General features: G+C 61.5%; 14 protein-coding genes. 7 read left to right on the plus strand and 7 right to left on the minus strand.

The genetic code is table 11. The features are described from left to right. Positions 1 to 77 precede the first annotated feature (77 nt). Positions 78 to 1874 (plus strand): type 2 periplasmic-binding domain-containing protein, encoded by a 1797-nt coding sequence (locus tag GRI99_RS10515; protein ID WP_160772023.1) that lies wholly within the window; start codon positions 78 to 80, stop codon positions 1872 to 1874. Positions 1875 to 1881: 7 nt separating this feature from the next. On the opposite strand, the gene GRI99_RS10520 is transcribed toward GRI99_RS10515, so the two are convergent. Next, a complete protein-coding gene (locus tag GRI99_RS10520) occupies positions 1882 to 2085 on the minus strand; it encodes a hypothetical protein (protein WP_160772024.1) in 204 nt (67 codons plus the stop codon). A gap of 43 nt (positions 2086 to 2128) precedes the next feature. Then, complete coding sequence (locus GRI99_RS10525) at positions 2129 to 3070, minus strand: GAF domain-containing protein (RefSeq protein ID WP_160772025.1); 942 nt, start codon at positions 3068 to 3070, stop codon at positions 2129 to 2131. A 224-nt stretch (positions 3071 to 3294) separates the two neighbouring features. Between GRI99_RS10525 and GRI99_RS10530 the strand changes: the two genes are divergently transcribed. Both GRI99_RS10530 and GRI99_RS10535 read left to right on the plus strand, forming a co-directional pair. Then, positions 3295 to 3888: a hypothetical protein gene (locus tag GRI99_RS10530; protein ID WP_160772026.1), complete on the plus strand. Its 594-nt coding sequence runs from the start codon at positions 3295 to 3297 to the stop codon at positions 3886 to 3888. Positions 3889 to 4166: 278 nt separating this feature from the next. Beyond that, positions 4167 to 5438, plus strand: a complete 1272-nt coding sequence (locus GRI99_RS10535; protein ID WP_067112283.1) for a tyrosine-type recombinase/integrase — start codon at positions 4167 to 4169, stop codon at positions 5436 to 5438. Between the two features lie 87 nt (positions 5439 to 5525). Here the strand turns inward: GRI99_RS10535 and GRI99_RS10540 are convergent, their stop codons facing one another. Beyond that, positions 5526 to 6182: a lytic transglycosylase domain-containing protein gene (locus GRI99_RS10540; protein WP_160772027.1), complete on the minus strand. Its 657-nt coding sequence runs from the start codon at positions 6180 to 6182 to the stop codon at positions 5526 to 5528. 124 nt (positions 6183 to 6306) lie between these two features. Between GRI99_RS10540 and GRI99_RS10545 the strand changes: the two genes are divergently transcribed. From GRI99_RS10545 to GRI99_RS10560, 4 genes are all read left to right on the plus strand, one after another. Further along, the gene (locus GRI99_RS10545) at positions 6307 to 7236 is read left to right on the plus strand and encodes a DUF7146 domain-containing protein (protein WP_160772028.1); all 930 of its coding nucleotides are present in this window, start codon (positions 6307 to 6309) and stop codon (positions 7234 to 7236) included. A gap of 40 nt (positions 7237 to 7276) precedes the next feature. After that, positions 7277 to 9502, plus strand: coding sequence for a type IV secretion system DNA-binding domain-containing protein (locus GRI99_RS18705; RefSeq protein ID WP_160772029.1), 2226 nt, complete (start codon positions 7277 to 7279; stop codon positions 9500 to 9502). 37 nt (positions 9503 to 9539) lie between these two features. After that, the gene (gene mobF, locus GRI99_RS10555; RefSeq protein ID WP_160772030.1) at positions 9540 to 12467 is read left to right on the plus strand and encodes a MobF family relaxase; all 2928 of its coding nucleotides are present in this window, start codon (positions 9540 to 9542) and stop codon (positions 12465 to 12467) included. A 70-nt stretch (positions 12468 to 12537) separates the two neighbouring features. Continuing rightward, on the plus strand, positions 12538 to 12777 hold the full coding sequence (locus tag GRI99_RS10560) for a hypothetical protein (protein ID WP_160772031.1): 240 nt from the start codon (positions 12538 to 12540) through the stop codon (positions 12775 to 12777). A 23-nt stretch (positions 12778 to 12800) separates the two neighbouring features. Here GRI99_RS10560 and GRI99_RS18710 read toward each other — a convergent pair whose 3' ends face one another. From GRI99_RS18710 to GRI99_RS10580, 4 genes are read right to left on the minus strand one after another with little or no spacing between them, the layout of a single operon-like run. Continuing rightward, positions 12801 to 12998, minus strand: coding sequence for a DUF6961 family protein (locus GRI99_RS18710; RefSeq protein ID WP_147161124.1), 198 nt, complete (start codon positions 12996 to 12998; stop codon positions 12801 to 12803). Further along, complete coding sequence (locus tag GRI99_RS10570; RefSeq protein WP_160772032.1) at positions 12998 to 13303, minus strand: DUF5818 domain-containing protein; 306 nt, start codon at positions 13301 to 13303, stop codon at positions 12998 to 13000. The genes GRI99_RS18710 and GRI99_RS10570 overlap by 1 nt, the downstream gene beginning before the upstream one ends. Continuing rightward, positions 13300 to 13725 (minus strand): thermonuclease family protein, encoded by a 426-nt coding sequence (locus GRI99_RS10575; protein ID WP_337192917.1) that lies wholly within the window; start codon positions 13723 to 13725, stop codon positions 13300 to 13302. Before GRI99_RS10575 ends, GRI99_RS10570 begins: the two co-directional genes overlap by 4 nt. A 12-nt stretch (positions 13726 to 13737) precedes the next feature. Then, entirely contained in the window at positions 13738 to 14379 is a 642-nt protein-coding gene (locus GRI99_RS10580; RefSeq protein WP_096614344.1) for a S24 family peptidase, read from the minus strand. Positions 14380 to 14395 lie beyond the last annotated feature (16 nt).

Genomic DNA, 14395 nt, shown 5'->3' on the forward strand with positions numbered 1-14395 from the left:
CCACCTGCGGCCAGCCATGGCGGCGGAGGCAATCTTGCACTAACAATCAACACGGACCACTCGGTGGGGGCCGATCAGTGCGCGATGACGTTTTGACCGCCATTGTGACCGGCGGTGGCGGGAAGGAACGACTTGTCGAAGCTGCGGACGCAATCCTGGACGCGGCGGAAGTGGGGCCGGGTGTGTTCAATGCCCTGACCGAACAGGCCAACCGTCCCCGCTGGCGCGACAAGATTGCAGAACTCTACATCAACATGCTGCTGAGCGGGCCACAGACGCACGCGGTCAACATCGTGTCGAACACCCTCACGGCAATGGCCCAGCTCCCCGAGTTTGCGGGCGCGGCCCTGATTGGTCGGGCGCGGCAAGCCTTCACTCGCCAAGCGCTCGATCGCGTGCTGGGTAGCGAAGTGGGCGCGCGGGCCTTCGGGCTGTTGCAGGGGGCCAGAGAGGGCGCGCGCATGTTCGCCCAGGGCCTTCGCACGGGTGAGCCTGCGGACTTCGTTAGCAAGGTGGAGGGCCAGCAATTCCGGGCCATTTCCGGCCTGAAGGGCGAAGTTATCCGCGTGCCCACTCGCCTGCTCACGGCTGAGGATGAATTTTTCAAGGGCGTTGCCCGTCGCATGGAACTGAACGCGCAAGCTGTGCGGGTGGCCCGTGGCGAGGGGTTGACGGGCGATGCCCTGCGGGCGCGCATTGCGGAACTGTCGGCCAATCCCACCGATGACATGCTGGCCCGCGCGCTGGACTACGGGCGGTATCTGACTTTTCAGCGCAAGCTAGGGCCATCCGGTCAGGACATCTCGAACTTTGCCAACCGCAATCTGGTCGCCAAGGTTTTCCTGCCATTTGTCCGAACGCCGATTAACCTGCTCAAGTTTGCTGTCGAGCGGTCGCCTGCCGCGCCAATCCTGCGTGAATGGCGGAAGGATTTTGCCGCCGGTGGGGCAAGCCGGGACTTGGCGATTGCGCGGGCCACTATCGGGACGGGCATGGGGATGCTGGCCTATGAGGCTGCTTTGCAGGGCTTCATCACCGGCTCGCCGCCGACCGATCAGGCGAAAGCCCGCCTGCTCTACGCTGATGGCTGGAAGCCCTACTCAATCCGCATTGGTGACACATACTATTCGTATCGCCGCCTAGACCCGTTCTCGACCACGCTGGGCATGGGTGCCGATATGGCCCTGATGCCGGAAGGTATGAGCGAAACCCAGCGGGAGAATGAGGCGGTTATCCTGACCGCTTCGATTATGGGCAACCTCGCCAGCAAAACGTGGCTGTCGGGGATCTCCGATCTGCTGGAAGCCCTGTCGGACCCGCAACGCAATGCCGAAAGGTTGCTGGAACGTCTGGCAGGCTCCTTCACGGTGCCCACGGGTGTCAATCAGGTGGCCCGCGTCATGGACCCCACGCAGCGGGAAACGGACGGCGTGCGCGATGCCGTGCAGAACCGCATTCCCGGCCTGTCCGATAACCTGCTGCCGCGCCGTAATATCTGGGGCGCGCCGATTGTCGATCAGGGCGGGTTGGGGCCGGATATTGTCTCGCCCATCTGGCAATCGGAAGCGGCCCGCGATCCGGTCAACCTCGAACTGATGCAGTTGGATTATGCCCCCGGCTATCCGCAGCGGAAGGTTGGCGGGGTGGAACTGTCGCCTGAAGAATATGACGCATACCTGGCACAGTCCGGGCAGGCCGCGCATGATGAACTGGCGCGGCTGGTGCGCTCGCCCGAATGGCGGGCCATGCCGGACGATGACCGGATAGACGCGGCGCAACGGATTGTGCGGGAAGCGCGGGCCGATGCGCGGGCGCAACTGTTCGGTGGATCGCCTGCGGCTGACGAATGGGCAGATTTCGAGCCGGTGGAGTGAGTGCGGATTAGGCAGCGACTGACAAGCTTGGGCGCGTCAAGTTCCCCTTGAGCCGGGAAAGGCGATCCAATTCCATCGCTGCCTGATTGTCAGGTTTCCCAGCCAAAGTTGCCTCGACGATCTGGCGGATCAACTCTCGTTTGCGACTGTCGATCCGTTGCAACTCGCAAACTAGCTGATTTTCGCGCTCAAGTGTCATATCAGCCTCCATTAGCATTCAATATGCCTACTAAGGGCCTAAAATGCAAATCGTCCTAGGATCGCAAAGCGACCTGCGTGGCGATCAGGCGCGCTAGGACCCGGACGGTATCCACGTTCTGAGAACGGACATCCTGAGGGTTCCGTTTAAAGCGACCCGCAATATTCGACGTGGCTGTCACGACCCCCCAAACGCGATCTTCGAGGCCGACTATGATGGGGATTGCGGCGGCTGACACGTATTTTTGAACGTCAGTTTCGAGGATCTTCCCGCTAGGTGCCAAAAACCTGCCGTTCCACTCCGCGTCATATGCATTCGCAACAACTACTTCCTCCGCGTCGGCCCACGCCCAACCAGTGAAACCCTCTTTGATCTTCCAGTTGCGCCCTTCGAGTTGCTCCGCTCCTCGCTCCGCCCAATGGACGGCAACGCGCTGCATTTGTTCTTCGCTATCAACCGTGGCTAAGCGGAAGACTGAGAACGCCCAGCGCTCTCCTACATCGAAGCCGATTGCGGCGTGTAAATTTATGCTTCCAACAGCTAAGATAGCTCTCAATACGTCGTCTATCGGCGTTTCCCTAGGCAAGCTTTCACACGCTTCATAGATATCGGACTGCATCTCAAGAAGCGCACGCCTTTTGTCGTCCAATCGAAGCAAGCCATCCCGTTCAACAAGATATCTCTTGACCTCCGTTAGGTATGCTCGGGCGTCTTGTAACAAGTCCGGTGTCTCCCAATCGGCCAAGAGGAGCAGCACGCCACCTGAAAAGGCGGATGCGCCCCCACCCACGACGAGCAAACCTTTAAGGGTGACTAGGCCGTCACCTGACGAGGCAAATAATTTGCCTTCCATCGCGCCGCCTAGAGCACCGATAAATGCACCGCCCAAGATCAAGCCAATTTTTATTGCGACTTGCCAATAGCTCGATTTTCGAAGTGAAGAAACCAAACGCCCCCAGAGTGCGGCCTCTGCTTCGACCAATTCAGAATCGGTCATTCCTGCCCCCCGTTCAATTTGCCCAGAATGCCAATGCAAGCGTTCAAGTCAAATCGACAAGCAGCGGACTCTTGCCCGGAGGTGCTGATTGGGGCTGGCGGAGGGGGCTTTCGTGTCTTTTGTGCCTAACGTGCCAGGCTGCCCATCATGATTCTTGAGAATGGATCGCGTTGCGAGGCCCCGCGCTGCAATGTAGCCTTTGCGGAGGCGGCAGGGGACTGAACATGCTGGAGCGACCTCGTGAGGGCGAGAAACTTCGTGCTGGAGTAAACTGGTGGAAGTACGCGTTCTTCGTTGCCATCATCGCATTCGAACTCGCGAGGGAGTTTGCAGTCTTGGCTTCTTCCAACGGCGCTGAGGCAATTCGTGATGCAGACCTCTTTCATCTGGATGGCTATATCAGAGCGGAAGGAACATGGCGTCGTTCGGATGGCGGTGAGCGCTTATTGCCTGGGACGGTGACAATTGAGTGCCTTCCCGAGATGGGGAAGTGCATAGAGGCGTCGGTGACTTTCGTGGATCAGTACGTCTCGACGCCGGAAATAGACTGGTTCGATGCTCGTTTCTCGGCCGATGCAGTCACATATGAAAACAATCGACCTGATTGCGCGCGATACCTTGTTCGGCTCGATATCCCGCAGCGCCGTGTGACCGCCGTTCGAGAAAAGGTCCCCAATGCAAGCAACCCCTCTTGCGCTGTCCTTGAAGACAGGATCGAGATGGAGTTGGCAGACGGCCTAGACCCCAATCGCAGCTCGTTTGGCGAGCACAACGTTCCACTTTTGCGAGCAATAGCGGCTGTCGTGAACGCCTTTTAGTGCGATCAAGGATCCCGTGGTGATTTCTATGTGATTGCTGGCGCCGATATGCAGTCTCGGAACGCCACCTGCAAAATTGCAAAATAACTAATGTTTTCAGGGTGGTGGACGCACTAGGGCTCGAACCTAGGACCCGCTGATTAAGAGCCATGATCAGAGGGTCCTAGCACGTCCGCATGTGTCCAAAAATGGCGGAATTCTGGGATTCAGAGTCCGCATTGTTCTTGAAATGTTCGCCAGTATCCACTACAAAAAGCTACCTAAGGTAGCAGGTACATATGGCGAACAAAGTAGGTTTGACGGACGCTAAAATCGCAGGGCTGAAGGCGCCGGCTGCGGGTCAGATTGAGCTCGCCGATGGTATCGTCCCCGGACTTAGGCTCCGCATGGGTGCCAGCGGTATCAAGACGTACATTCTGCGCAAGAGGGTTCAGGGCAAGTGGTTGAATGTGACGATCGGACGCCATGGTCCGAGTTTCACCCTGGCCCACGCCCGCAAGAAGGCGCGCGATCTGCTTGTCGATGTCGAGCAGGGCAAGAGCATCGCCAGAAAAGCGGGCGCAAAAAGAAAGGGATCAAAAGGCGTCGGGACAGTCGCGGAGCTCTACGAGACGTACCTTGCTCAGCAGATCGAGGGCAAAAAACGGAGCGCGAGGGAGTTCGATCGGGTCTTCCGAAAGTACATTGAACCGGAGATTGGAGACCGGCTCGCGGACTCCATTACCCGAAGTGATGTGAGCCGCTTCGTTGAGAAGATTGCGTTCGAGCGGGGCAAGGAAACCCTGACGATGGCGCGCATCGTGTATCGCCATCTTTCGACCTTCTACACGTGGGCGCTCACCAGACTTGAGCATATGCCAGCCAACCCCTGCCGGGATGCGTGGCGCCCGAAGCGGAATGAACCTCGAGATCGTGTACTGAGCGACCGCGAGCTAGCGGCACTATGGCAGTCTGCTGTCGAGGATGGCTATCCATTCGGTCATCTTGTGCAGATGCTTGTCCTTACGGCTCAGCGCCGGGGCGAGGTGCTCGATGCCGCGTGCGACGAGTTCGATTTCAAGGCGAAAGTCTGGACAGTTCCGGGTGACCGAGCGAAAAACGGCAAGGCGAATGTGGTGCCGCTATCCGCGCAGGCCCTGGCAGTCATCACCGAGATATTCATGGCGGCTGGCATCGACCCCGACGAGGCCCACAAGCAATCCCAGATCCTGTTGGCATCGAAGGTCACCAATACGAACAGCGTCAGCGGACTATCGAAGGCCTGGAAGCGGATTAGAGCAAGCGTGGACGAGAAGCTCGGCTATGAGGCCGGTCACTTCACAATGCATGATATTCGACGGACGGTGGCAACCGGTCTCCAGCGTCTTGGTATACCCTTGGTGGTTTCTGAGGCGGTCCTCAATCACCAGTCAGGATCAGCTATGGCTGGCGTCGCTGGGGTCTATCACCGTCACCAGTATACCAACGAGAAACGCGAGGCGTTGGCGTTGTGGGGTAAGGAGGTAATGCAGATCGCAGCCAAGTACCCAGCCGAGGCCAAAGACGGCTAATCTCAAAGGGGATCTCACCCACTACAAAACCGCCCAGCCACAAACCGCAGGACGATGGACCCGGCTCCGGCCATTTCGAGCCGATCTCTAGAAGCGCCAATGGCGAAGGACGTCGCGGACATATCCGGGCGTCTCGCCATTGCGGGGAATGCCGCCTGCGCGTTCTACCGCCCCTGGACCGGCATTGTAGGCAGCCACCGCGAGGTGAACCACGCCGAACTTGTCGAGCATCTGCCGCAGATACCGTGCAGCGCCGAAGATGTTAGCCATAGGATCGAAGCGATTGAAGACCCCGAGTTCTTTTGCCGTTGCGGGCATCAGCTGCCCAAGCCCCGCAGCGCCCGCCGGACTGACGGCCAAAGGGTTGTAGCGTGATTCCGTCCAAACGAGTGCATCGAGCAGGCCGGCAGGCAGTGAATACTTAGCTTCCGCCGCATAGATGTGGGGCAGGTAGCTTGCTCGCCTGAAGCCGGATGGGCCAGGTTGGGCCTTTGGCTCGTATCTGTAGGGCAAGTTGACGCGGCCAGTTTGTGGCATAGTCATAGCAGGTGCCGGGCCGCTTTGGGCGGATCGCCAGAGCCCATGCTCAACCAGCTGGAAGCCGTTTGATTCTGCAGCAATCCGGATGCCGTCGGAGTGGCTGGCGGGGGCTTCGATCATGGCTGGCGTGGGCAAGTCCTGGGCTCTGGCGGGGATAGCAGAGGTGATCGCGATGCCTGCGATCAAGATAGCTTTCATTCTCATTTCTCGATCCTTGTATAGCCGAATCGAGTTAGAACATATAAAGAACATATGGCGTAGGAAAATGGTTTGGCGCTGGTGCAGAGCGGAGGCTGCACGGGGCGGGCACCGCAACCGGAGTAGGACGATGCCCCCGTTAAACAATGCTCATCAACTCGAACGCCGCGCCCGCACCATCGTCGAAAGCCTTCACGGTACATGGCGTAGGGGCAAAGGCATGTGCTGCTGCCCCGCTCACGACGATCGTACTCCATCGCTGAGTGTGACCCTGGGGCGCAAAGCCATCCTGTTTCATTGCTTCGCGGGATGTCCGAATGAGGATGTCATTGCGGCACTGGATCGCCAGGGCGTTCGCAGCCGCGACCTTTTCAACGGCGCAGACGCCAGGAGCATCGAGCGGCGAAGTCATGGCGATTTCAGCCCCAATGCACGGCGCTTGTGGCAATCGGCTACGGCGATCTCCGACAGCCCTGTCGCACGATACCTTGCGCAGCGCGGTCTTCTCCCCGCAGCCGATCAACTCCGTTACCTGGCGCGCACGCCGCTCGGGCCGCGCGGCACCGCCCAATTTCTCCCCGCGATGCTGGCCGCAGTCACAACCGACATTGGCATCATCGCAGTACACAGGACTTTTCTCGACATCGGAAGCGGCAAATTGGCAGGCTTTGAGCGGCCCAAGCGTGCACTAGGCAGCCTCGGCTGCGGTGCCGTCAGGCTTGCGCCTGCAAAGCAGGGGCGCCTGGGCCTTGCCGAAGGTATCGAGAGCGCCCTGTCAGCAATGCAGCTCTTCGGGGTCCCATGCTGGGCAACACTCGGAAACGAGCGCTTCGGCCTTGTTGCGATCCCGGAAAGCGTGCGTGAGCTCTATCTGTTCATCGACAATGACGCCGGGGGCGCTCTCGCAGAGGAGCGAGCGCTGAGGGCATATGCTGCGCCTAATCGTGTCATCCACTCACGAGCACCAGCGTCGCCCGGTTTTGACTGGAACGATGAGTTGAAGTCCCGGCTTGCCCGTAAATCTGATTCGTTGGGCAGAGGGGAGGGGGCCTTTGGCTGATTGAGGCCTGCCAGCCGCAGGACCTCGTCAGGAGGTTCCCATGTCCAATTCGTCTCTTGCCTTTGCCTTCGATAAACCATCACCGCCCGTTGTTGCGATGGCGGCCCAGACCATGGCTTCAGAGCTCGCAGCAGGCCGCGCGCTGTCACGCAGCGACATCAGCCGTATCATGACTGCGCACTTTGGAGGGAGTGATGCTCTCGGGCGATGGTCAGTTCGCGATGCTCACGCCGCGATCGAACTTGCGCAAGTTCAATACCTGCAAGCATCGGATCCGATCCGACTCTCGGCCCGGATCGAGGAAGCAGACCGGTTCTTCTGTTCCCTCGAGGCCCGAATTTCGACCCAGACCAATCGCAGTGAAGAGCAGATCGAATGGCAGCAGTTTGCAACACCGCCCCGCGTTGCCTGGCTTGCTGCCCGGGCTTGCGCGCTCGTCGCAGACGAGCTCGTGCTAGAACCGTCGGCCGGAACAGGGATGCTCGCGGTCTGGGCCTCCAAGGCCGGCACACGCCTTGCCTTGAACGAAATCTCGCCGCTGCGCCGCGACTGCCTGAGCGCTCTGTTTCCGGCTGCCCGCGTGACCCGGCATGATGCCGAGCTCATCGACGAATTGCTCGATCCGGCAATCGCACCCAGCGTCGTGCTGATGAACCCGCCATATTCTCATGGGATCGAGCGGGGCCACGATGGTCGCACCGGGGGGAGGCATCTGCGCTCGGCCTGGAACAGGCTTGCCCCGGGCGGGCGGCTGGTTGCGATCATGCCTGAATGGTTCGATTGCACCAGGTTTCTGGTGGGGCTGAAGGGGCCAGTGGCTCTGCGGCTCAATGCCGCGGTCGGGGCGACCAACGACGCCCTGGCCCGTGAGCTCATGACTGCGGACCTGTCGCGCGTGCATGCCATGATGCGCGGTACTATCGCCGATCCGCTGACCGCGCCGGAAGCCGCCCGCATGGCGGAATCGATCCGGGCCGTTTTCAACGTGAACGCCAAGGCGCTCAAGCTGCTGCCGACTGCCGGACCTCGTTTCTCGGTCCGCCAGTGGATCGAGGACGGGGCCGATAGCGCCCGAAGCGAAGGCTCGATCCTGTTCATCTCGGCTCGCTATGTCGACATGAGCGTCTGCGCGCAGCTGCTCACGCTCTGGCTCGACACGGCCATGAACACGCTGATGACGATGCCCCGCACCCGCGATCTCAAGTGCTGGTTCTTCGTCGATGAGCTCGGCGCATTGCACCGCCTGCCGGCCCTCGAGAAAGGCTTGCAGACGGCGCGCAATTTTGGCGGCGCGATTGTTCTTGGCCTGCACGCCTATGCCAAGCTCAAGGAGGTCTACGGCGAGAACATGGCGATGACGCTGGCATCGCTCGCCCGAACCAAACTGATCCTTGGAACCGCCGACCGCGAGACAGCCACCTGGTGCTCCGACTTCATCGGCCATCGCCAGGTCAGGGACATGGAGGAGGGCTACACTTACGGCTACAACAATGCCCGTGATGCGGTCAGCCTCACCCCGCGCAAGCACATCGAGCCGCTCCTGCTGCCCGACCAGCTGATGAACCTGCCGCGCCTGTCAGGGTACATCAAGTTCCCCGACGGCTTTCCTGCTGCGCCGGTCAAGCTGAAGCCCGTCGACCGACCCAAGCGGGCGGAGACCTTCATCGCCAGGGTCAAGGAAAGCCCGAAGGCAAGGGGCACGGTGCCCCATCCGGGGGCGGAGCAGGCAGAGCAGCCGATAGCGCCGACAGGTAGCGAGCATCCCTCGTCCAACGATGACGGAGCGGGCAAGCCGGTCGTCCCAAAGCAAGGAGAGCTTGCCCTGGATCAGGGACCGAAAGTCGCGCCGAGACAAGAGCCTGACGCGCCAGCCAAGGACCTTGAACGGGCAGTGGAACGCACACCCGGCAAGACGTCGAAGAAGCGGGAACCGGCAACTCGCTCCGGCCAGGAGAAGGCAGGCAAGGCCAGGAAGGAGCGGTCGAACACCAGAACCGATGCCCCGCCGCGAAAGGCTGGACCTTCCGCCCGCCCGCTTCTCCCGACGGGCGAAGCCTCAGCGACTCCGGATCAGTCAGCTTCTGCCAAGGGTGCTGCCCGGCCCGGCGCGCCCGACACTAAGGCGCTGCAAGAGAGCAAGCCGGATACCCCGAAGAGCCAAGGTTCCAGCGATGCTGCTGCGCGCAAGCTGATGCTTGAGGATGGATTGCGGGAGCATGAGCCTCCGCCGATCACTGGTCCCGATCTTGGCGACATGGAGATGTGAGCATGTCGCTGGGATCCTCGGCATGGGGGACCGCCCCATGCTGTCGGTAGCCAATGTCCGCACCGCCGGCGGCGCGGCCAACTACTTCGCTGCCGACAATTACTACACGCGGGCTGATGCCGATCGCTCGGGTGAATGGCTAGGGAAGGGCGCTGCGGCGCTCGGGCTCAAAGGGGCCGTAGACGCGCGGCAGTTCGAGGCAATCCTCAAGGGGATGTTGCCTGACGGAAGCCGCGTCGGCAGTGACAACCGGGCGCACCGGGCGGGGACCGATCTCACCTTTTCGATGCCGAAAAGCTGGTCGGTCCTCGCTCTGGTGGGCGGCGACAAACGGATCCTCGACGCCTACGCCGCGGCCGTCCGGGAAACCCTGCGCTGGGCCGAGAAGAACCTTGCCGAGACCCGCATGGAGGTGCGGGGCAAAGAACGTGCCGTCCAGACCGGCAACCTTGCGATCGCGCTGTTCCAGCACGACACCAATCGCAACCAGGAGCCCAACGCCCACTTCCATGCCGTCATTGCCAATGTGACGAGAGGGACCGACGGCAAATGGCGGGCGCTGCGCAACGACAAGCTCTGGCAGCACAATACCTTGCTCAATGCCATGACGATGGCGCGGTTTCGTTTGAGCGTCGAAAAGCTCGGCTACGAGGTCGGTGAGTTCGGCAAGCACGGCAATTTCGAGGCCGTCGGGGTGCCCAAGGCGGTCCGCGATGCGTTCAGTTCCCGGCGAGCGGAAATCCTGGAAGCGGCCGCCCAGATGAACTTCTCAGGGCCAGGCGTTCTCGATGCAGCAACCCTGATGACCCGGGCCGACAAGGGGCGGATCGAAGACCGCGATGCGCTGACGCAGCAGTGGCAGGAAACGTCCGCAAGGCTGGGCTTTGATCCCGCCACAGTGACTGCCAGAGCCAATGCTCGCAGTACGCAGGATCTTGGCAATGTGATCGGTGTTAGGCCCACGATCCGCGCGATTGCCCGCAATGTTCAGGCCCTTGCAACCTCCCTTGCTGAGCGGCTCGGCCTGCGCGAAAATGACCCGTTGATACCTGCCCGGCTGACCAATCGCAGCGTCGAGCAGGTCGCTGCAATTCATGCGGTCGCCTCGGCTGTCCGGCACCTTGGCGAGCGGGAGGCGGCCTTCACGCGGGCCGACATCTACCGTGCAGCGCTTGGTTTTGCGCTCCCGACTTCGCTTGCAGACATCGAGCACCGCGTGGACCAGCTGCTCCGCCAGGGGCATCTGGAGAAGGGCAAGGGGGCCGACCGGGAACTGCTGACGACACGCGACGCTATCAGCCTCGAACAGCGCATCATTGCCGGGGTTGAAGACGGGCGCGGCGCCGCGCCGGCGATTGTCTCTCCTGAGCTTGCGGGGACCCGTCTGCAAGCCCTGTCCCAGATCAAATACGGCCTGACCTTGAACGCGGGACAGGAAGGGGCAGGGCGTCTGCTGCTTGCCTCAAACAACCGCATTGTCGCAATTCAGGGCGTTGCGGGAGCGGGCAAGAGCACGGTCCTCAAACCTGTCGCCGATATCCTGCGCGAGGAGGGCAGGGGTGTGCTCGGGCTCGCGGTGCAGAACACGCTGGTCCAGATGCTCGAGCGCGATACGGGTATTCCATCGATGACGGTGTCGCGGTTCCTCGCTCGGCACCGCGACCTCCTGGAAAGGGCCGATGCGGACCGTCTCGCCGAGGCGCGGGCCGACATGCGCGGCACCGTCGTGCTGCTCGACGAGGCCTCGATGGTCGGCAATGCCGACAAGGAGAAGCTGGTGCGCCTCGCCAACCTGCTCGAACTCGGCCGCTTTGCGAGCATCGGGGACCGCAAGCAGCTGGGTGCCGTCGATGCTGGAAAGCCGTTCGATGTGATGCAGCAGGCCGGCATCGAGACTGCGGTGATGGGTACCAATCTTCGCGCACGCAGCGAAGGCCTGCGTCAAGCTCAACTGGCAGCGCAAGAAGGGCGCATCGAAGACGCCATGCGCCATTTGGCACCCCAGGTGATCGAGGCGGGGAATGATACTGTTGTCGAAGCTGCTGCAGCCTGGCTGTCCCTGTCGACAGCCGAGCGCGAGGCAACCGCAATCTATGCCTCAGGCCGAAACCTGCGCAGCGCCGTGAACGATGCGGTGCAGACCGGCCTTAAAGCGAGCGGCGAGCTTGGTCCTGAAACCATGCAGCTCCGGACCCTTTCGCGCGTCAATGTGACCCGCGAGGAGCTGCGCTATGCGAGCACCTATGCGCCCGGCATGGTGGTCGATGTCGCGCGGCGTCAGCGCAGCCAGGGCCTTGCAGCAGGTAAATACCGGGTGGTTGGAACCGATGTGGCACGCGAGCGAGTCACGCTGGAGAACGAGCGTGGTCGCCAGTTCGAGTTTCGTCCGGGTCAGATCAGGCCGCAAGGTGAGCAGGATCCGCTGCGCCTTTTTGAAGTCCGCGCCCTCGACATTTACACCGGGGACAAGATCCGGTGGACCCAGACCGATCACCATCGGGGCCTGCTCAATGCCGACCAGGCCCAGATTGTTGCAGTCGACAAAGAGGCTGTCGTGGTGAAGACATCCTTCGGCGCAGAACACAGGCTGGAGCAGGGCGACCCGATGCTCCGCCGTCTCGATCTCGCCTATGCTCTCAATGCCCATATGGCTCAGGGGCTCACATCGGATCGCGGTATTGCGGTAATGGATAGCCGCGAGCGCAATCTCGCCAACCAGCAGACATTCCTGGTGACAATCACGCGGCTGCGCGATGGCTTCACCCTCTATGTCGACAATGCTGGCAAGCTCGAGGCGGCGGTCGAGCGCAATGCCGGCATGAAGCGCTCGGCGCTGGAAACAGTCGATCTCCTCCGCGATGCGGCATCCAAAGGGCAGGCCAAAGATCGTGTGGCTCCTGAGCAGACACGTAAACCGCCAGAGCTTGATCGGTCGATCACCAAGCCCTTCGAAATCGGCATCTAGCGTCCTGCTGTCCCCACGCGTCCGCACATGGCCGGTTGACGATAAGTTCTTTATTTGTTCTCATTAGCCCATGCCCCGAATCTCCGACGATATCCTCCTCACCCATCTCGAAGTCGCGCTGGCCGTTGCGCCGGAGCACACGCTCGTCCGTCTCAATGCCGATGATCCACGCGCCCAGCGCAGCGCCAGGGTTGATCTGGCTCGTCATCTTGTCGAGCGCATGCGCGGTTTCACCATCGAAGGCGACAGCCATGGCTGCCCAGGCGCGCAATCGTGCCTATTTCCGGGCGATCTGTCGCCGATCGGATGAACTGGTAGTCTTGTCGAGGAGGGTTACTGGAGTGGCCGGTCCGGGGCGTTGGAGCTCAGCTGGCCAATTCGCTCGGCGATAGCCTGCCATGTCCGAATGCCTGCCTCGTCGCCAGCAAGTGCGAGAGCCCCAATCTGTTCGGCGACGTGCAAGGGTGCCTTGTCCCCATGGGCTCGCAGGACATGGTTGGCGCAGGCCCAGAGCTCCCAGTCGCTGAGCATCAGCCGAGCGCGCTGATGGCCGCGCCAATCGTCGCGTAGAGACCATAGGCGACGAAGGCTGCGGCAAGAATGAATTCGAGGCGGAGTTTGAATGCAGTCGGACGAGGCTGTCCGGCGGGCCATATCCGGTCGCAGGCAAACCCGTTGAACCCCGAACGCTCCCCGACCACTTCGACACGAGAGCCGATGAATTTGCGTACCTGGCGGGTGTTGTCGAGTTCCCAAGTCCCGCCACCGTCAGTTCGCAGCACCGGTCCGTTGGCCGCCCATTCGACGATGCCGGTCAGATGCGTGGTGCTGTTCACCGGCAAGCCGGGCCTTTCCAGTAGCGATCCCAGCGCAGGACAGTGCCGGTCTTGATCATGGCGCATGACAGATCGGCACCTGACGGCAGACGGCACCAGGCAGCGGTCCTGTTTCCGCCTGCGGATCCCTCGGAGCGGCATGTGAGACGCGGACCTCTGACTACCACGTGACCGGTCGAGATCGTTCCGCGCGCCCCGCCCATCAGCCGTACCAGCGCATCGCGCGCCTCAATCGCCGTGGCATCGGGGCAGGGCTGGTTGGTGCGGCAGGTGCCGTCCATTTCTCGCGCAGCGATGCCGGCGATCCGAAGGTGAGGGCCTTCCGCGCACCAGACCGGACCGTCACCATCCCAGACGTGGGTCGGTGTGCAGGTGAAGGTCTGACCGGAGGCGACGATGGATGCTGCAAGCAAGGCAAGTATCATATGGCTCCCTTAGAGTGCTCGTCCGAACCAGAGAACCCGCCCGACGATATTGAGCGTCCGCTTCTCGAGACCGCGCCAGCTTGGATAGGCTGGGTTGTCGCTCAGAACCGACGCGCGCTTGCCCTGCGGTTCGAGGGCAATCCGCTTTACGCTCAGCATGTCGTCCATCCGCAGGACATAGATCCCGTCTCTCAGGCGCGCCTGGCCGTCCCCGAGATCGACCATGACTTCGTCGCCATCATGAAGGGTAGGCTCCATGGAGTCGCCATGCACGGCGATGATCGACAGGCTCGATGCCTTGCTCGCTGTCAGCCGGCGCAGCCACTTTTCGTCGAAGCCGAATTGCGCGGATTTGGCTTCCATCTCAGCGAGAGCGCCGTGGCCGGCTGATGCCTCGACATTGAGCAAAGGCACATGGACCAGTTCGACGACTGGGCCTGAACGACGGGCAGGGGCACCGAGAATTTTCTCATCGACCCCGAAGAATCGCGCAAGTACCGAGCGATCCTGCTCGTCCAGCTGCCTCGGGCTGCCGCGCCGAATGTACTGCTGGATGTAAGCGGCATTGCGCCCCAGCAGGCGCGAAACCGAGGAGTAATTCACTCCTCGTTGCTGGATCAGTTCGTCCAGGGCTCTCCGTGCGTCGTCCATGACTGCCAGTCCTATC

The sequence above is a fragment of the Alteraurantiacibacter buctensis genome (assembly GCF_009827655.1).
GTDB classification, from domain to species: Bacteria; Pseudomonadota; Alphaproteobacteria; order Sphingomonadales; family Sphingomonadaceae; genus Alteraurantiacibacter; species Alteraurantiacibacter buctensis.